Annotated in this window: 9 protein-coding genes; 4 read left to right on the top strand and 5 right to left on the bottom strand. The window is 39.1% G+C overall.

Going from position 1 to position 16,174, the window contains the following annotated elements; genetic code table 11:
* Positions 1 to 245 precede the first annotated feature (245 nt).
* Both F6K06_RS27100 and rd read right to left on the bottom strand, forming a co-directional pair.
* Complete coding sequence (locus F6K06_RS27100) at positions 246 to 1,481, bottom strand: NAD(P)/FAD-dependent oxidoreductase (protein WP_124147082.1); 1,236 nt, start codon at positions 1,479 to 1,481, stop codon at positions 246 to 248.
* A 341-nt stretch (positions 1,482 to 1,822) separates the two neighbouring features.
* Positions 1,823 to 1,987 (bottom strand): rubredoxin, encoded by a 165-nt coding sequence (rd, locus tag F6K06_RS27095; protein ID WP_124147081.1) that lies wholly within the window; start codon positions 1,985 to 1,987, stop codon positions 1,823 to 1,825.
* 855 nt (positions 1,988 to 2,842) lie between these two features.
* Here rd and F6K06_RS27090 point away from each other — a divergent pair.
* Positions 2,843 to 3,943 (top strand): CAP domain-containing protein, encoded by a 1,101-nt coding sequence (locus F6K06_RS27090; RefSeq protein WP_287243765.1) that lies wholly within the window; start codon positions 2,843 to 2,845, stop codon positions 3,941 to 3,943.
* Positions 3,913 to 4,062 (top strand): hypothetical protein, encoded by a 150-nt coding sequence (locus F6K06_RS27085; protein WP_192901194.1) that lies wholly within the window; start codon positions 3,913 to 3,915, stop codon positions 4,060 to 4,062. Before F6K06_RS27090 ends, F6K06_RS27085 begins: the two co-directional genes overlap by 31 nt.
* 207 nt (positions 4,063 to 4,269) lie before the next feature.
* On the opposite strand, the gene F6K06_RS27080 is transcribed toward F6K06_RS27085, so the two are convergent.
* A complete protein-coding gene (locus F6K06_RS27080; RefSeq protein WP_287243781.1) occupies positions 4,270 to 8,133 on the bottom strand; it encodes a hypothetical protein in 3,864 nt (1,287 codons plus the stop codon).
* Entirely contained in the window at positions 8,072 to 9,223 is a 1,152-nt protein-coding gene (locus F6K06_RS27075; protein WP_287243764.1) for a hypothetical protein, read from the bottom strand. Before F6K06_RS27075 ends, F6K06_RS27080 begins: the two co-directional genes overlap by 62 nt.
* 395 nt (positions 9,224 to 9,618) lie before the next feature.
* Between F6K06_RS27075 and F6K06_RS27070 the strand changes: the two genes are divergently transcribed.
* Together F6K06_RS27070 and F6K06_RS27065 are read left to right on the top strand one after the other, a co-directional pair.
* A complete protein-coding gene (locus F6K06_RS27070; RefSeq protein ID WP_124145063.1) occupies positions 9,619 to 10,305 on the top strand; it encodes a polysaccharide deacetylase family protein in 687 nt (228 codons plus the stop codon).
* Between the two features lie 1,443 nt (positions 10,306 to 11,748).
* The gene (locus tag F6K06_RS27065) at positions 11,749 to 14,694 is read left to right on the top strand and encodes an S-layer homology domain-containing protein (protein ID WP_124155503.1); all 2,946 of its coding nucleotides are present in this window, start codon (positions 11,749 to 11,751) and stop codon (positions 14,692 to 14,694) included.
* A 1,394-nt stretch (positions 14,695 to 16,088) separates the two neighbouring features.
* Here the strand turns inward: F6K06_RS27065 and F6K06_RS34300 are convergent.
* On the bottom strand, positions 16,089 to 16,174 hold an 86-nt coding region (locus F6K06_RS34300; RefSeq protein ID WP_353734890.1), incomplete at its 5' end, for a zinc ribbon domain-containing protein.

Below are 16,174 nucleotides of genomic sequence, written 5' to 3'. Positions count from 1 at the left end.
GCTTGCAAATAAAATAGGTAGTATTAATACTGCCTATTTAACCCACATTCCGCACTTCAAAATGTAGTACAAAAATACCGTAAGAAAGCCTAAACTCCAGACCAAAATTTGTAAGGACAATCTCGCGTAATGGTGAAAATATATATTTTTAATTTCTTCCTCCACTCCCCACACTCCCCTCTCCGCGTCCCCGTGTCACCGCGTCTCCGTGTCAAATCTTAAAAATCTCCCCCACTCCCCACTCCCTACTCCCTCCCCTTCATCCCTTGACCTGCTAACCATCCAGTTGTCCATGCGCTTTGAAAATTAAAGCCTCCTGTAACTCCATCAATATCCAATATTTCACCAGCAAAATATAATCCCTGACAACAACGACTTTCCATAGTTTTAAAATTAATTTCTTTCAAATTCACCCCACCACAAGTAACAAACTCTTCCTTAAAAACCCCTTTACCCTGAACTTGATATTTACCTTGAGTTAATTCTAAAATCAACTTGTTAATAGCTTTCTTTGATAACTCCCCCCAACGTTTTTGCGGGTCAATATCCGCGGCAATAATTAAACTTTCCCACAAACGGCGCGGTAGAGAAAACGGACAACTATTAACGATCGCTTTCTTTTCCTGAGTTTTAAGTGCTAATAACTGTGTTCTTATATCTTCTGAGTTAAGGTGGGATAACCAATTAATCAATAAATTAGCTTGATAGTCATTTTCATGGAGAAATCTTGCACCCCAGGCGGATAATTTCAAAATTGCCGGACCACTTAAACCCCAGTGAGTCAGAAGTACAGGTCCTATCTGTTTTAATTTAGCCATCGGCAGTTGTAAACAAACATTCTCAACCGAAATACCTGCCAACCCTTGGAAACGTCGGTCAGAAATCTTGAAAGTAAATAGAGAAGGTACAGGTGCCGCAACCTGATGACCCAATGCTTTTGCCCAACGATGACCAAGAGGACTACTACCAGTTGCTAGAAGCAGGCGATCGCATTCCACAATTTCTCCCGATTTTAATCTGATTTCAAATAAATTATTATCCCCCACCGTTGACTTTCGTGCTAAAGAAACCACTGCTGCACCCGTGCGAATATTCACACCTCGGTCTAATGCGACCCTAGTTAAACACTCAACAATTGTAGCAGAATCATTAGTAGTGGGAAACATCCGTCCATCTGCTTCTGTTTTTAACTGTACGCCCCTCGCAGTAAACCATTCCACAGTATCACGAGCCTGAAATTGACTAAATGCACCCCGAAGCGCTTTACTTCCCCTGGGGTAATTTTGAACAAAAATTCCTGGGTCGAAACAGGCGTGAGTAACATTGCAACGACCACCGCCAGATATACGAACTTTAGCCAGAGTTTGTCGCCCTGCTTCTAAGATGGTGACATCAGTGTGGGGGGTGCTGCAGGCGATCGCTCCAAAAAAACCTGCCGCTCCCCCACCTACAACTACAATTTTAAGAGGTGGGAAAGACATTTTAGGTGTTGCTGAATTAGTATATGATATTAATCTTGATTACTTAGGAGTCAGGAGTTAGGAGGGAAGAAAGAGGAGTAGAAGGAGAAAGTTTTTTGTTTGCTGGCGCACAACGCATGTTAACGTGTAAGCGGAACTGAGTTCTATGGCGCTCTTATCCGGACACGATATCATAGCTCAAATCACCAACCCCAACATTTTATACATATTAGACATCTCCAATAATAAAAAATAAAATCAATTATCGCAGATAAATCATCAATTCTTTCCCTCTACTCTGTACGGACGTTGCATGCAACCTCCCTACTTCCTACTCCCTCTTTTCCGGAGAGGTTTATTAGTTACTCCTCTACTGGTTCAAAATCATCTTTACCAACCTCGCAAACTGGGCAAACCCAATCATCAGGAATGTCTTCAAAAGCTGTTCCTGCTGCTATTCCTGAATCTTCGTCTCCTTCTTCTGGGTCATATATATATCCACAAGCATTACAGACATATTTTTTCATTTTAATCTATTCCTCTCTAATAGTTCACCTGGATTTTACAAGCTTGTGGGTTAGAGGTTCCACTGTCAGATTGCAAAGTTTTGTTAACTTTTTGGGTTGTCCTGCTCGCGTAATAGACATCTGGTAAAAATCAAAAATCAAATCAATTATCGTACAGAAATTATCAGTTCTTTCCCCCTCCATACCTATTCCCTATTCCCTATTTCCTCTTTTGGAGGAGATGTCTAGAAGAGATATATTTTTTAATTTCTTCCAAAACTCCCCACATTCCCCTCCCAGGAGTGGTTAGGGGTGGGTCCCCAAACTCCTCACACTATCTCTACCATTACTATGCACCACCACCACTTTTTGATGGTCTTTTACTCACTTCGGTCAAAGTAGACCAAAGCAAGAATGTTTTCCGGAATGTCTGTACTGTTAATTGTAGTTTTGGCTTTGTGGTTTATCTATCAGGATTTACGCATAACCACCACATATAGGGTGAACCGCTGTTCGCCCCTACAAATGGTGTATAATTTCGTATTTTGCGTAAGTCCTATCTATCTGAAAAATGGGAGATGAAGGGTAATTTTTACTACTGTCTTCTGACTCTTTTCTTCAAGATATCTAAATATGTGTTTTTACAGGTAGATGTATGAATTTAATTTGAATTTGCAACAATTACTAATTGTTAAATTAAATCAGCTTTGACCAGAATTTAATTCTAACAGGACTTACGCAAATTATTAGACAATACGCTATCCGTAGGGGGTAAATGCCTATCTGTAGGGGGTGAATGGCATTCTCCCCTACTAGATATAACGGTTCTGCGTAAGTCCTGTCTAAATAAAAAAAAACTAATAAAATAGGTAACAAATGGAAACTGAACTCACGCCCAATGGTAATAACTTGCTCGCCACCGATAATACAGAAGCGATCGCTCTTTCTCCTGGAGAACTCGCTAATTTTCCCGATGGGTTAGCTGCTCTTAGTGGCAACGATACAGTTACGGGGTCTTCAGACTCGGAATTCATCCTGGGAAACCGGGGTGAAGATAGCCTTATTGGGGGGGGAGGCAACGATACTTTAATGGGTGGGAAAGACAATGATACAGTAGAAGGTGGCAATGGTAACGACTTAGTTCGTGGCGATCGCGAAGCTGATGTTGTTAGAGGGGGCAATGGTGGGGATAGTTTATTTGGAGGCAAAAATAACGACCGCCTCTTTGGGGATGGGGGCAATGATATTTTATTTGGCGATCGGGATAATGATACTCTCAGTGGTGGTTTGGGACAAGATACTCTCAATGGTGGAGCAGGTAGCGATGTATTTGTCTTAGAAAATGGTGCAGGTGTGGATGAAATAGCTGACTTTGAAAATGGTATCGATATAATTCAACTACCCGATGGTTTAAGTTTTGACAATATTAGTTTACAAAGTAGTCAGCAAAACACGGTGATTATTGATCGCCTCACTGGAGAAACTATAGCGCAAGTAAATAATGTATCTGTAGGGAGTCTCAGCAGTGCCAATTTCTTATTTGAACCCTCTTCAAATACTGAAACAGATAATCAAAATTTCATTAATAGAGTTGTCGAACTGACCAACCAAGAGCGCACTCAGTTGGGTTTGTCTCCCCTGAGTACAGATCCATTATTAGGTCAGGCGGCGCAAACTCACACAGAGAATATGGCACTGCAAGATTTTTTCGAGCATACAGGGTTAGATGGTTCTTCAGCAGGCGATCGTATTGAAGCTACAGGTTATGATTTTTCAGCTTGGGCAGAAAATATTGCGGTAGGGTATTTGACACCGGAGGAGGTAGTAGAAGGATGGATGAATAGTCCCGGACATCGCGCCAACATTCTAGATCCAAATTTGCAGGAAATTGGTGTTGGTTACTATTTCTTGGAAAACGATACTGGTAGCGTTAATTTCAACCATTATTGGACACAAGTATTTGGAACATCTTTTTAGATGGGTTGATGGGGAGATGGGGAGATGGGGAGATGGGGAGATGGGGAGATGGGGAGATTGGGTATCTTGAAGTATTTTCAATTATTGCCTCTATCCCATTTACTGGTGTTTGTTTCTAAACTGCAGCAAGATATGTTGGTGCCGGAGCGGCATACTTCGTAAACGAGCAATTTGGAAATCGTGGTTTTAACCCGATAGAAAGCTCCTCTGAAAAATCCACACGACTTTAGTCCATGGAGTGTCAAATAACAAAAGTAACGACTTCCTCTAATATCAGAAGTCGTTACCCAGAATCGATCGCCTCAATCTAGAAAATCTGAATAGATTTAGAAAAGACCATTATTGTTGTAATCGTCTAGAGCAGTGTGAATTAATTCACCGCCATTAGGCACAATTGGATTAGATTCAGTCCAGAAATCAGAATTAGCTGGAACAGCATAAGTTGATGCCTCTAGGATGAGGTCTCCGTCACCAATACCATCCAAATTTTCATCTGGTGTATGCTCCTGAATCCACGCAATACCATTATCGATATCATCTGTTGGTGCTGGGTTAAAAGCAGTGAAATTCAACCAAGAAGCAACTAAGGAGCGATCGAGAGTGTACCGCTTGTCGTTTTTCTGCTCTTTTTGCTTGGCAGCAAGAATAGATTTGGCTTCGTTGAGACTGTAGAATATAGTGCTTTCACTCTCATCGGTAATACCATTCCGGTTGTAGTCACCCACAAGAAGTCCTGTCTGGTACGTTCCACTTACTGGATCGAGTACCTGTGGTGCTTGCTCAGATGCTGAATAAGGTGCTAACAAAAGGTCTCCTGATGGGAAACCAGAACGTTCTGCAAAGCGACTGTCATTTTCCGGGTTGCCATCCCAAACTTCAGTCCAGTTCACCCAGAATCCTGGTGTGCGAACTCCTGGGCCTTCAATTCCCGTGTAGGAACTGGGGTCAGTAGCTTCAACTTGACCTTGACCGTTGGAGTGGTCGCCTGTGACTGTTCCGAGGTTTTGATAGCTGCCAGTGATGGCAGTTCCGGTTAATTCGTAAATCCAGGTTTCATTGGGAGCGAGAATAGCATCACCATCACCGTCAACAACTAGATTGGTAATCACACCTTGTGGATCGTCGATAAGATTAATATTGGAAAGGTTCAAGTTACCATCATTAGTTACTGTGTAAATCCAAGAGATCGACTCTCCTGCGGAAACCCCAATATTATCGCCTGTAACAACTCCATCGGTGGTTACTTTCTCAAGGGTAATGCTAGGATTTTGGACTACATCAACGGTTTCATCATCAGTCTTAGGTTCGGTTTGGTCAGTATCACCAGTTGCGACGTTAACTAAATCTAAGCCACTATCGAAATCTGCTTGAGTGACTGTGTAGGTTGCGGTGTATTTCCAGGTTTCACCTACATCTAAGTTATTATCCCCATTACCATTATTCGTAAGAGTTGGGAAAAAATCATCAGTAAGATCGTCAGGAGTGAAGTTATCGTCGCTGAGAGTAAACCCAGTTAAAGTTTGGTTGCCACTGTTAGTTACCGTATATATGTAAGTAATAACTTCTCCAACTTCATCCACTTCACTAACATCAGCTTCTTTGAGCAGTAAGAAATCTGCATCTTCCAGGACATCAACTTTTTCATCATCGGTTTTAGGGTCGGTTTGGTCACTATCAGCAATAGCTACGTTGACTAAATCTGCTGCACTATCAATATCCGCTTGAGTCACTATATAGGTGTAAGTACCTGTTGTTGTTTCTCCTGGAGCTAGGGTTGTGCTACTCAGAGTAATAGGAATGTCATCAAGAGTTTCATCACCATTAGTTGCATCTCCGTCATCGGGAGTAAAGTTGTCGTCGGTAACAGTGACATTGTCTAAAGTAACATTGCCCGTATTTTCCACTGTATATTTGTAGACAATCTGATCCCCAGCAGCATCTACCTCAGTTAAATTAGCTTCCTTGAGAATTGAAAGACCAGGATTTTGTACTACATCTACTGTCTCATCATCCTCTGTGGGTTCGGTTCGATCGCTATCAGCAATAGCTACGTTGACTAAATCCGCTCCACTATCAATATCTGCTTGGGTAACAGTATAGGTGTAAGTGCCAGTTGTTGTTTCTCCTGGAGCTAGGGTTCTGTTACTCAGAGTAATAGAGATATCATCAAGAGTTTCATCACCGTTAGTTGCATCTTCGTCATCGGGAGTAAAGTTGTCGTCGGTAACAGTGACATTTTCTAAGGTGACATTGCCTTCATTTTTTACCGTATATGTGTAGACAATCTGCTCTCCAGCAGCATCTACCTCAGTAACATCAGCTTCCTTGAGAATGGAAAGACTAGGATTTTGGAATATTTGCACCTGTTCATTATCTTTCTGTGGCTCTGTTTCTTCGCTATCAGCAGTAGCAACGTTAACTAAAGAAGCACCAGTGTCAATTTCAGCTTGAGTCACCGTGTGGGTTGCAGTATATTTCCAGATTTCACCCACATCTAAAATTCCATTGCCATTATCGCTGCTAACATCAAATGTAGGATTTAAATCATCCCCTGGATTAGTTGGTGTAAAGTTATCGTCGCTTAATGTAACGTTAGTTAAGCTTTGGTTGCCTGTGTTTTTAAGGGTGTAAGTGTAGGTAATGACCTGACCAGCAGTACTGACTATAGAAACATCTGCTTCCTTGAGAATTGAAAGACTAGGTTGTTGAATTACATCAACAGTTTCATCATCCTCTGTTGGTTCGGTTTGGTCACTATCAGCAATAGCTACGTTGACTAAATCCGCTCCACTATCAATATCTGCTTGAGTCACTGTATAGGTGTAACTGCCAGTTGTTGTTTCTCCTGGAGCTAGGGTTGTACTACTCAGAGTAATAGGGATGTCATCTCCGTCATCGGTAGTAAAGTTGTCGTCGGTAACAGTGACATTTTCTAAGGTGACATTGCCTTCATTTTTTACCGTATATGTGTAGACAATCTGCTCTCCAGCAGCATCTACTTCAGTAACATTAGCTTCCTTGAGAATTGACAGGTTAGGATTCTGGTCAATCGTGACTGTCTCATTATCGGTCTTGGGGTCGGTTTCCTCAGTGTCAGCAGTGGCAACGTTAACTAAAGCTGTTCCACTGTCAATATCATCTTGGGTGACAGTGTAACTGTAGGTATATTCCCAGGTTTCACCTACATCTAATACTTCATTACCATTAACATCGCTACTGGGAACGAATTCGGGGTCGAAGTCATCATTTGAATTGTCAGGAGTGAAGTTGTTATCAATGAGGCTGACATTAGTTAAGGAAACTGTGCCAGTATTTTCTATGGTGTAGGTGTAAGTGATGACTTGTCCTGCTGTATTTACTTCATTAATATTGGCTGTTTTTAGCAGTAAGAAGTCAATGTCTTGGAGTACATCTACCTTAGCATCATCTGTCTTTTTTTCAGTTTCGTTGCTGTCAGCAGTAGCAACGTTCACCAAATCTGCACCACTGTTAATATCCTCTTGGGTAACAGTATAGGTATAACTGCCAGTTGTTGTTTCTCCTGGAGCTAGGGTTGTACTACTCAGGGCAATAGGGATATCATCAAGAGTTTCATCACCATTAGTTGCATCTCCGTCATCGGGAGTAAAGTTATCGTCCATGACCGTAACGTTAGTCAAGGTTTGGTTGCCTGTGTTAGTTACTGTATATGTGTAAGTAATATCAGTTCCAGCTACCTGTACCTCAGTAATATCAGCAGTCTTGACAACAGCCAAATTTGGCTGTTGGAGTACCTCAACGGTTTCATCATCTTTCTTTTCCTCAGTTTCGTTGCTGTCAGCAGTAGCAAAGTTCACCAAGTCGGAACCATCATCAAGATCTGCTTGGGTAACAGTGTAAGTCGCTGTGTAAGTCCAACTTTCATCAACATCTAAAATTTCATCACCATTACCATCATCAGTGAGAGTAGGGTGAAAGTCGTCACCTGTATCAGCAGGGGTGAAGTTGTCATCGCTCAGGGTAATTCCAGTCAACGGTACATCACCATCATTGCTGACTGTGTAGGTATAGGTAATTACCTGTTCCGCAGCATTCACACTGGTTACATCTGCTGTTTTGGTAACTCCAATTGCTGGAGTTCCCTCCACATTAACTGTGGCAGGCAGTATCTGAGTCGGTAAGTTCTTCAAAGTTGCCACCAGAGGCACCATTATTACCAATGGCATCTGCTGTATTAATAACTGTACCTTGAGCAGACAGTTGAACTTCTTCATAGAAAATTACGGTTGCACCTGGTGCCAAATCATTTGCGTCTCCCTCACTATCAAGGTCTCCATAAAGACTGTCAAACCCAGAGGTAAATTCGTTGCCATCAAAATCAATGACTTTCAGAATGGAAGCATCGGTTAAAGTAAAATCATCAGTTGTATCGCCTGGTGTTCCATTATCATCAGTCCAATCTAAATCAAACAGTTCGGCAGTACCGTCGTTAGTAACTTCATAGTAATAACGCACCGTATCACCAGAGGTTACAGTCAACTCTTCAACACTGGAATCAAAACTACCACCTTGGGAAGTAACTGTTTTCTGGATATCCAGTAATGGATCGCCAGCACCGATAATTTCACCAATTTTCATGAACGGAATAGTTTGTTGACCAGTATTAATCGTGTCATCAACAGCCTGTCCATCAGCAAAAACAACACGGCCAGCTTCCAATTGACCTTGGAGATTACCAGTTGGACTACTACCAGGGTCTCCAGCAAGCAAGACATCAATCCGTAGCACAACCTTCTCACCTGCTTCGAGGTCATCTACCTGGACAGTTCCCAGTAACTCACTATCTGACTGGAAAAGAGTATTTGGAGGGGTACTAACCAGAGATTCACTAATCAATGTTGCTGTACTACCGCCATCATCCCTGATACCACTATCCAAGCCAAAGAAGCCTTCACCACGATTAGAGGTTGTACCATTATCACCATTTTCCACATCACCGTAGTTGACAGCAACATTGACAATATCAGCATGAGCTGCACCAGCCTGCCCTGTACTATTGGCCAAGAATCTGAAATCGAACTCGGCGGTTTGGACTGTATCTACAGTTGTCCCTTCCATTTCAATTTGGACAAGGTAGGTGACAATATCACCAAAGGCAAATTGACCACCTTCTAGGTTTTCGGTAATGTCATTAAAATCACCTACAGTCCGGTCGTTATATGCGCCACCCCCTGTATCGTGATTGTAAGTAAACGGCGCTGCTGCCGCAAAATCAGTATTCGCAAAATCTCCACCTGCCATCTGTATTTTCCCTTGGTTTACTTAATATTATTGAAGTTAAAATTATATCTTGACGTAAAATTTTTACTTTAAGTTTTAGATATAACTAGGTAAGCAGTATGGCATAAATTTTTAAAACCTGCAATAGTAATTTGCAATATATGCAATTAATTTTATATACCGAATTTTTCTATAAAAAAAAGTATTTAACATATTGTCATCCACATACTTCTGACTGAAGTCCCGAAAAAGTTAAATCAACTTCGGGACTCCCTACTCCTGCAAAGAAAAATTAGGTAAAAATTTTTATAATAATTGGGTCACGCAACCCCACCTTTTAAGGTGAAATATTTTTGGAAGTTTGCTCAAATACTTGTTACAAAAACAACTTCTAACTTCTAACTTCTGACTTCACTATGGCACTAGCACCTTTATTTCCTATTTTACATCCAATATTAAAATCAGCTTTTCCTAATTGTTTATGGCAAGGAAATACACAAAAATCAGAAATTACTCTTACTTTTGATGATGGCCCACATCCAGAACATACACTTCAATTATTAGAAATTCTAGATAAATATCAGATTAAAGCTAACTTTTTTTGGTTAGGTATATGTATAGATCGTTATCCAGAAATAGCTAAAGCTGTATATGAAAAAGGTCATTGGATTGGTTTACATGGCTATGAACATATATCATTTCCTCAACTAACTCCTATTCAACTTAAATCTAGTTTAAAAAAAACACAGCTTTCTATTTATAATGCTTGTGGATTAGAAGCAAAATTAGTTTGTGATGTTCGTCCTCCCAATGGTGTATTTCTACCTCAAACTTTAAAGTTATTAAAGCAATGGGGATATCGAAATATTATGTGGAGTGTAGTACCTGAAGATTGGGTTAGACCAGGGATTTCAGTTGTAGTTAATCGAGTAGTTCAGCAAACCTCTAATGGTTCTATTATTGTTTTGCATGATGGATGTTATGGCGGTCAAGATGTGGCAAAAATAGCTGCTGAAATAATTCCAATTTTACTAGAAAAAAATTACGAGTTTATTACTATAGACAAAATGTGGCAAACCAATATAACGCTCCGTGCAATGTAAAAGTCAGTAGGGGCAAACGGCCGTTAGCTTCGCAGAACTATCTTTAACGCCCGTACAAAAGTAATCCCTAACTCTCGTTTTTTATAAATGTCCGCGCCCTTTGTTTCAACTGCTATAAAACAGATATAGCTTTTTCATTTGAAATACGGAAACAGAATCTTGCTAAAAAGGAAACAGTAAAGAAGAAAAACACTATTAAATAGTAGCTTTGCACAATAATTAATGGATACTCAATACAGAATTTTTTTCTAAGAAAAAATCTCAATCTAGATTTACATCTCATTTGGAAACGCTATATAAGTAAGTAACCAATAATTTTAAGGAAAGGTAATTGTTAATTATTAAAGCGTTGGTGATTTTGGCTATAATTTGTAAGCATTCAGCCGTCAGCAATTAGCAATCAGCTATTGCTTTTAGTTTTAGATAAAAGCTTTACTAATTGAGGCAGAATTTATACTTAACTATAAAATATGGTGCTCAACAGTCTATATTCATTAAAACCTCATCATAATAGCTGAGAGCTGACAGCTAATAGCTGAATGCTTACTATAATTTTGCTTTAATGACTATTGCCTAACTAGGGCTTGCGCTCATAAATATCAAAGTCTTTATAGATCAGGACTTACGCAAAGGCACTATACATAGTGTGTCAGTGCGTTACGCTACCGCTAACACACCCTACTAATAGCGTTAATTCGTAAGTCCTGTAGATAAAGGTAAATGCCTTTTTAGAACGTGAAAAAGCACCTAATTTTCGCCTTATAAAGCTGAAAAAATGAGTATTTTGGCGTATAGTTTTGCAGAGTTGGAAAAGGATGATTTTTCATTCTACCTCCTCTACAACTCCCTCCAAATCTTGAGTTTTAGCTACTCCCTACTCCCTGCCGAGCGCAAAAAGACTAGTGAAGCGCAAACCCTAACTATTAAATGAAAAGCATTTTATATTTTGTCAAGTTTAGATTGCATCCCTTGATTCACCAACGCCATTATTAATTGTTGAAATAAGCCTTTTATCGTAATCCCGGTTTAAACATTCCATAAAGCATTATTGAATTGACAAATGTCTAATAGATATCTCCAATAATAAAAAATAAAATCAATTATTCCACATCAATCATCAATTATTTCTCCCTACTCTGTACGGACGTTGTATGTAACGTCCCTACTACTCCCTCTTTTCTAGAGATGTCTAATAACAATGGAACTAAATATAATTTTCTTTGGTCAAAGATAAAATAAACTGGCTAGAATAAGTGTAAGTATTTTCTGCGGAATGCTGCGTAAACAGCTGTCAGCTATTAGCTAGCCTCATAAGGTCAGAAATGCGGACTTCAGCTATTAATTTTGGGAAAGGTAGAAGCAACCTTTGAAATTAAGAAATAATAAAAAAATTACTGTCAAAGTCTCATTTTTTTAGAATTCAAAAGTGGTGGAGGAAAATTAATGATAAAAATTTATAAATGGCATCCTGTCCTTGCTTTATTTATAGCATTAAGTACCATAATAAATCCCAAATTATTTCAGCATAAAATTATAAAACCAGCACTTGCTCAAACAACCTTAAAAGATATACAAAACCATTTTGCTCAAGCTTGTATTGAAGATTTATTAGACAAAAAAATCATATCTGGCGACTATGAAAGTCAAACATTTCGTCCTAATGCACCTGTAACTAGAGCAGAATTTGCTGCAATGATTACTAGAGCTTTTCCCGATGCAAAATTAGTACGCGATCCGGTTAAATTTGTAGATGTTCCTCAAAATTATTGGGCTTATAATGCAATTCAAAAATCTTATGAAACGGGTTTTTTATCCGGATATATTGGTAAGACTTTTAACCCTACTCTCAAGATTACAAGATGGCAAGTATTAACAGCTTTAAGTGAAGGATTAAATTATCGAAAAAGTACATCTGTAGAAAAAAATTTAAACACAACCTTTGAAGATGCAGAAGCAATTCCTGAAGAGGCAAAAAAATCTATTGCTGCAGCAACAGCCAAAGGTATTGTTGTAAATTATCCAAATGTGAGAAAACTCAATCCTAATCGAGATGCTACTCGCTCAGAGGTGGCTACTTTTTTATGTCAATCTATTGCAAATACTGAAACAAATAATGATAGTTTAGTTTCTAAAATCCCCTCAGAATACATTGCCAAAATTGATATAGATACTCAATCAACAACTACCGCAACTGCACCAGAAACTACTCCAGAATCTACGGCAAATACTAACTCAGAAACTACTCCAGAATCTTCTACAGAAAATACAGAACCACCAGGAATTGTAGAAAGGTTTGGCAATGGTAATTTACAAGCAGAAATTATTTACGAACAAGCAAATAATACAGATTTAGTAAGTAACTTAAATCTGAAAATTATCAGAGATGGAGAAATTATTTTAAATGAACCAATACCAGTTAAATCTTTAGCAGGTGACTCAGAATCTGACACTGAAATGGAAGTATTAGCAGGTAGATTCGTGAAAGTACAGTTACTAGACTTAGATGGAAATGGAGAATCAGAAGTATTAGTAGATTTAGTAACTATAAATAATAGTGATGTTGTATTTGATAGTGGTACTTATTCATTGATTTATCTCTACGAAGCAACACGAAATAAATATTCTATGTTGCGTCATTTCTGGGGAAATGTAAATTATAGACTTACAGATTTAGATCAAGATAATATTCCAGAATTTAAAAGTGTTGATGGTAGATTTGCTAAGGTATTTTCTAATATAAATGATGCTAGATTTCCCATTCGTATTTGGCAGTATCGTCAAGGAGAAATGGTAGATGTTACCAGGCAATATCCAGTACAAATAAATACTAGCGCTTCAGAACTTTGGCTAGAATTTTATCAGCGTTCTAGTCAAAATCAAAATGTCAAAGGAGTTTTGGCAGCTTATCTAGCAAATAAATATTTGTTAGGTCAAAAAGAAGATGGTTGGAAATTAATAGAAAAGGTATATCAAAACAGCGATCGCGAAGTATATTTTGATAGTTTGCGTCAATTTTTAGTAGATAAAGGTTATGATAGCGATCGACAAATTAGCGGAAATGTAGTTGTGCCTGAAAATACTGCTACAGAAAATCAAGAAACTGTCACCTTTGCGACTAATGACACGGAAGAAATTTCACCTCAAGTAACTACAGAAAAGACAGAAACAGAAAATACACTTCCACCAGAAACAACAGAAACAGATGATAACCCTGAAACACAAAGACCCGAAACTTCACCCCAAGCAACCACAGAAACAGAAAATACACTTCCACCAGAAACAACAGAAATAGACGACAACCCTGAAACACAACAACTCGAAACTTCACCCCAAACAACCACAGAAACAGAAAATACACTGCCACCAAGAACACTGCCAGCAAAAACAACAGAAACAGACGACAACTCTGAAACACAACAACTCGAAACTTCACCCCAAACAACCACAGAAACAGAAAATACAGAAACGCAGCCAGATATTAGTAACGATTTAGTGCTAGCACCAAGGTTAGTTCGCTCTCTATCTAATCAGCAAACAGATTCTGCTTTATCTGTAACCATTAGTTTTGATGGAGAAATATTAGCCAGTAGTCGCGGTCAAGATATCCTACTGTGGAACTTACAAACAGGCAAATTGCTAGATACTTTATCCAGTCATCAAGCTAATGTCCGCTCAGTAGCAATTAGTCCAGATGGAAAAACTCTAGCTAGTGGAAGTGGAGATGGTACAGTAAAATTATGGGATATTCCTACAGGAGAAATGCTCGTCAGTTTTTTGCATTCAGGGGTAGTAACTGCTGTTGGTTTCACCGCTGATGGCAGAGCAGTAATAGGATGCAGCGCCGATCGCGGAATGAAATCTTGGGATATTTATACAGGGCAACTACTGCACAGGATGAATGGTACTCAACCTATTGCTTTTGGCGCTGGTGGCCTGCGCATGGCAGCTAGTGGAGGGCCGAGATTTATTCGACTGTGGAATGCAGAGCAAGGGCAACTGTTGAAAAATCTTTCTATACCCAATACAAATAATAATCGTGGCATAGAAGCGATCGCTTTCAGTGAAGATGGGCAAACTATTGCTCATGCGATGAAGGGAGAAAGTAAGATTTTAGTCTGGGATGTGGAAAGCTGGAAAGTACGTTATACTCTAGAAAAACATTCTCAGGCAATTAAGGCGATCGCAATTAGTCCAGATGGAAAAATACTTGCTAGTAGTAGTGAGGATGGTAATATTAATCTGTGGGATCTTGGTACTGGAAAATTGTTGAGAAGTATCAAAGGTGATGGTGCAATTGTTTTTAGTCCAGATAGCAAACAACTTGTAAGTGTTTCGCAAGATAATATTATTCAGTTATGGCAAATTTATGGGTCTGCGATCGAACAGTAAAATTATAGGTAGTCCTATAGATGTAGTAATATCAAATCCGCTCGGGTTCGGTATAAAAAAAATTTTCATCTTCATCCAAGAGCAAATGTTTCGCGCATTCTCTTTCCTCCTGACTCCTGTCTTCCCCTCCTAGGAGGGGTTAGGGGTGGGTTGTCTCCTACCCTTACCCATAAGACTTTTTCAGAAAACCCTAATTAGGGGTTTGAGTAAGGCAGCTATGTATCCCCCCTAACCCCCCTTTGAAAGGTTTTCCCCTATTGTCACCTTAATTTTATACACAAACGATGCTACCGGACATGATATTAAGGGATAATTTGAGTAATACTAATTCCCAAAAGTAATGCTATACTTAGGCAGCACTTCAGTTATTAAGTAATTAAAACAAGTTAAATCACTTTGCATGCTAATTTGAGCTAATTTAATATTAATTGTTCTTATGTTTACTTCTTCCCCACTCCCCTACTCACCTACTCCCCTACTCAAGAAAACGTAGAAAAGTTTTTGATAAATGGTATAAGTGAGAAAAGGAAAGGAAGGATTACTTTTTGCTGCAAGAGGGTTTGTTAAAAGAGGCAGAAAGTTGGTTGGAAAAAGCAGAGCAAAAAATTCTGGAAAAAGAGAGGGAGTATGTTGAGAAAAGTAGGAAAATACGAGAGAGAGAGTGACAAAAACTTATTTCTGGGTTAACAGGTGGTTTGGCGATCATGTCATTATTTGCTGTGTAGGCGGTGTGGCAATAGCAACGTGCGGAAAGACAAAGTTTGATTAATGAAGTAGATAGTTTGAGTAATTTAGCATTGAATCAATTTCAGTCTGGGGCTTTAAACCAAATAGATTATGGTGAATCAGTAGGGGCAATTCACTAAGGAATAACAAAATTTGAACAAGGTCAGGGAAAAGCTGCCCATTTTACATTAACAGAGTTGAGAAAAAACATGATATTTCAGGTTTAAATTTCTCCATCTGCTTATAATTCTTTTACTGATACTTCTAATTCGTCTACTAATTCTTTTAGTTCTAATTGTTCATGGGAGGATAAGCTTTCTGATTCTTCATCAAGTGAACTTTCTTCTGCCGATAAGAACCTTTCTACTTCTGCTGATAATTCATCTAATTCTTCTAAAATTCTTGTTCTTTGTCTGCGTAAACTATTTGTTTGCCTGGGAAATTGTTCTAGTTCTAATTTTTCATAGGAGAAGAAGCTTTCTGATTTTTCTTCGCCAAGCTGACCAGGTTTAGTTTGCTTTGTTAAGATCCCGTTCTACTAAACTTACCCAAACTTACCCATACATGGTTGCATGAGCTTTGGAGCTAGCTTCCTGCTTCACAGAAGACCACCGACCGCAGTCTGCAACTTATCTTCTCCACAGGCTTAAAATCGCTTGAAACTCAAGCTACTGATTCACATAGTTTTTCAGGTTGATAGCAGCATTCAAATCTCTATCAGCTTCAAAACCGCATTCACTACATTCATAAGTTC

Source organism: Okeania sp. SIO1H4, assembly GCF_010672695.1.
Lineage (GTDB): Bacteria > Cyanobacteriota > Cyanobacteriia > Cyanobacteriales > Microcoleaceae > Okeania > Okeania hirsuta.
The sequence above is the reverse complement of the archived record's forward strand: the minus strand, read 5'-3'. Positions and strand labels throughout refer to the sequence as shown.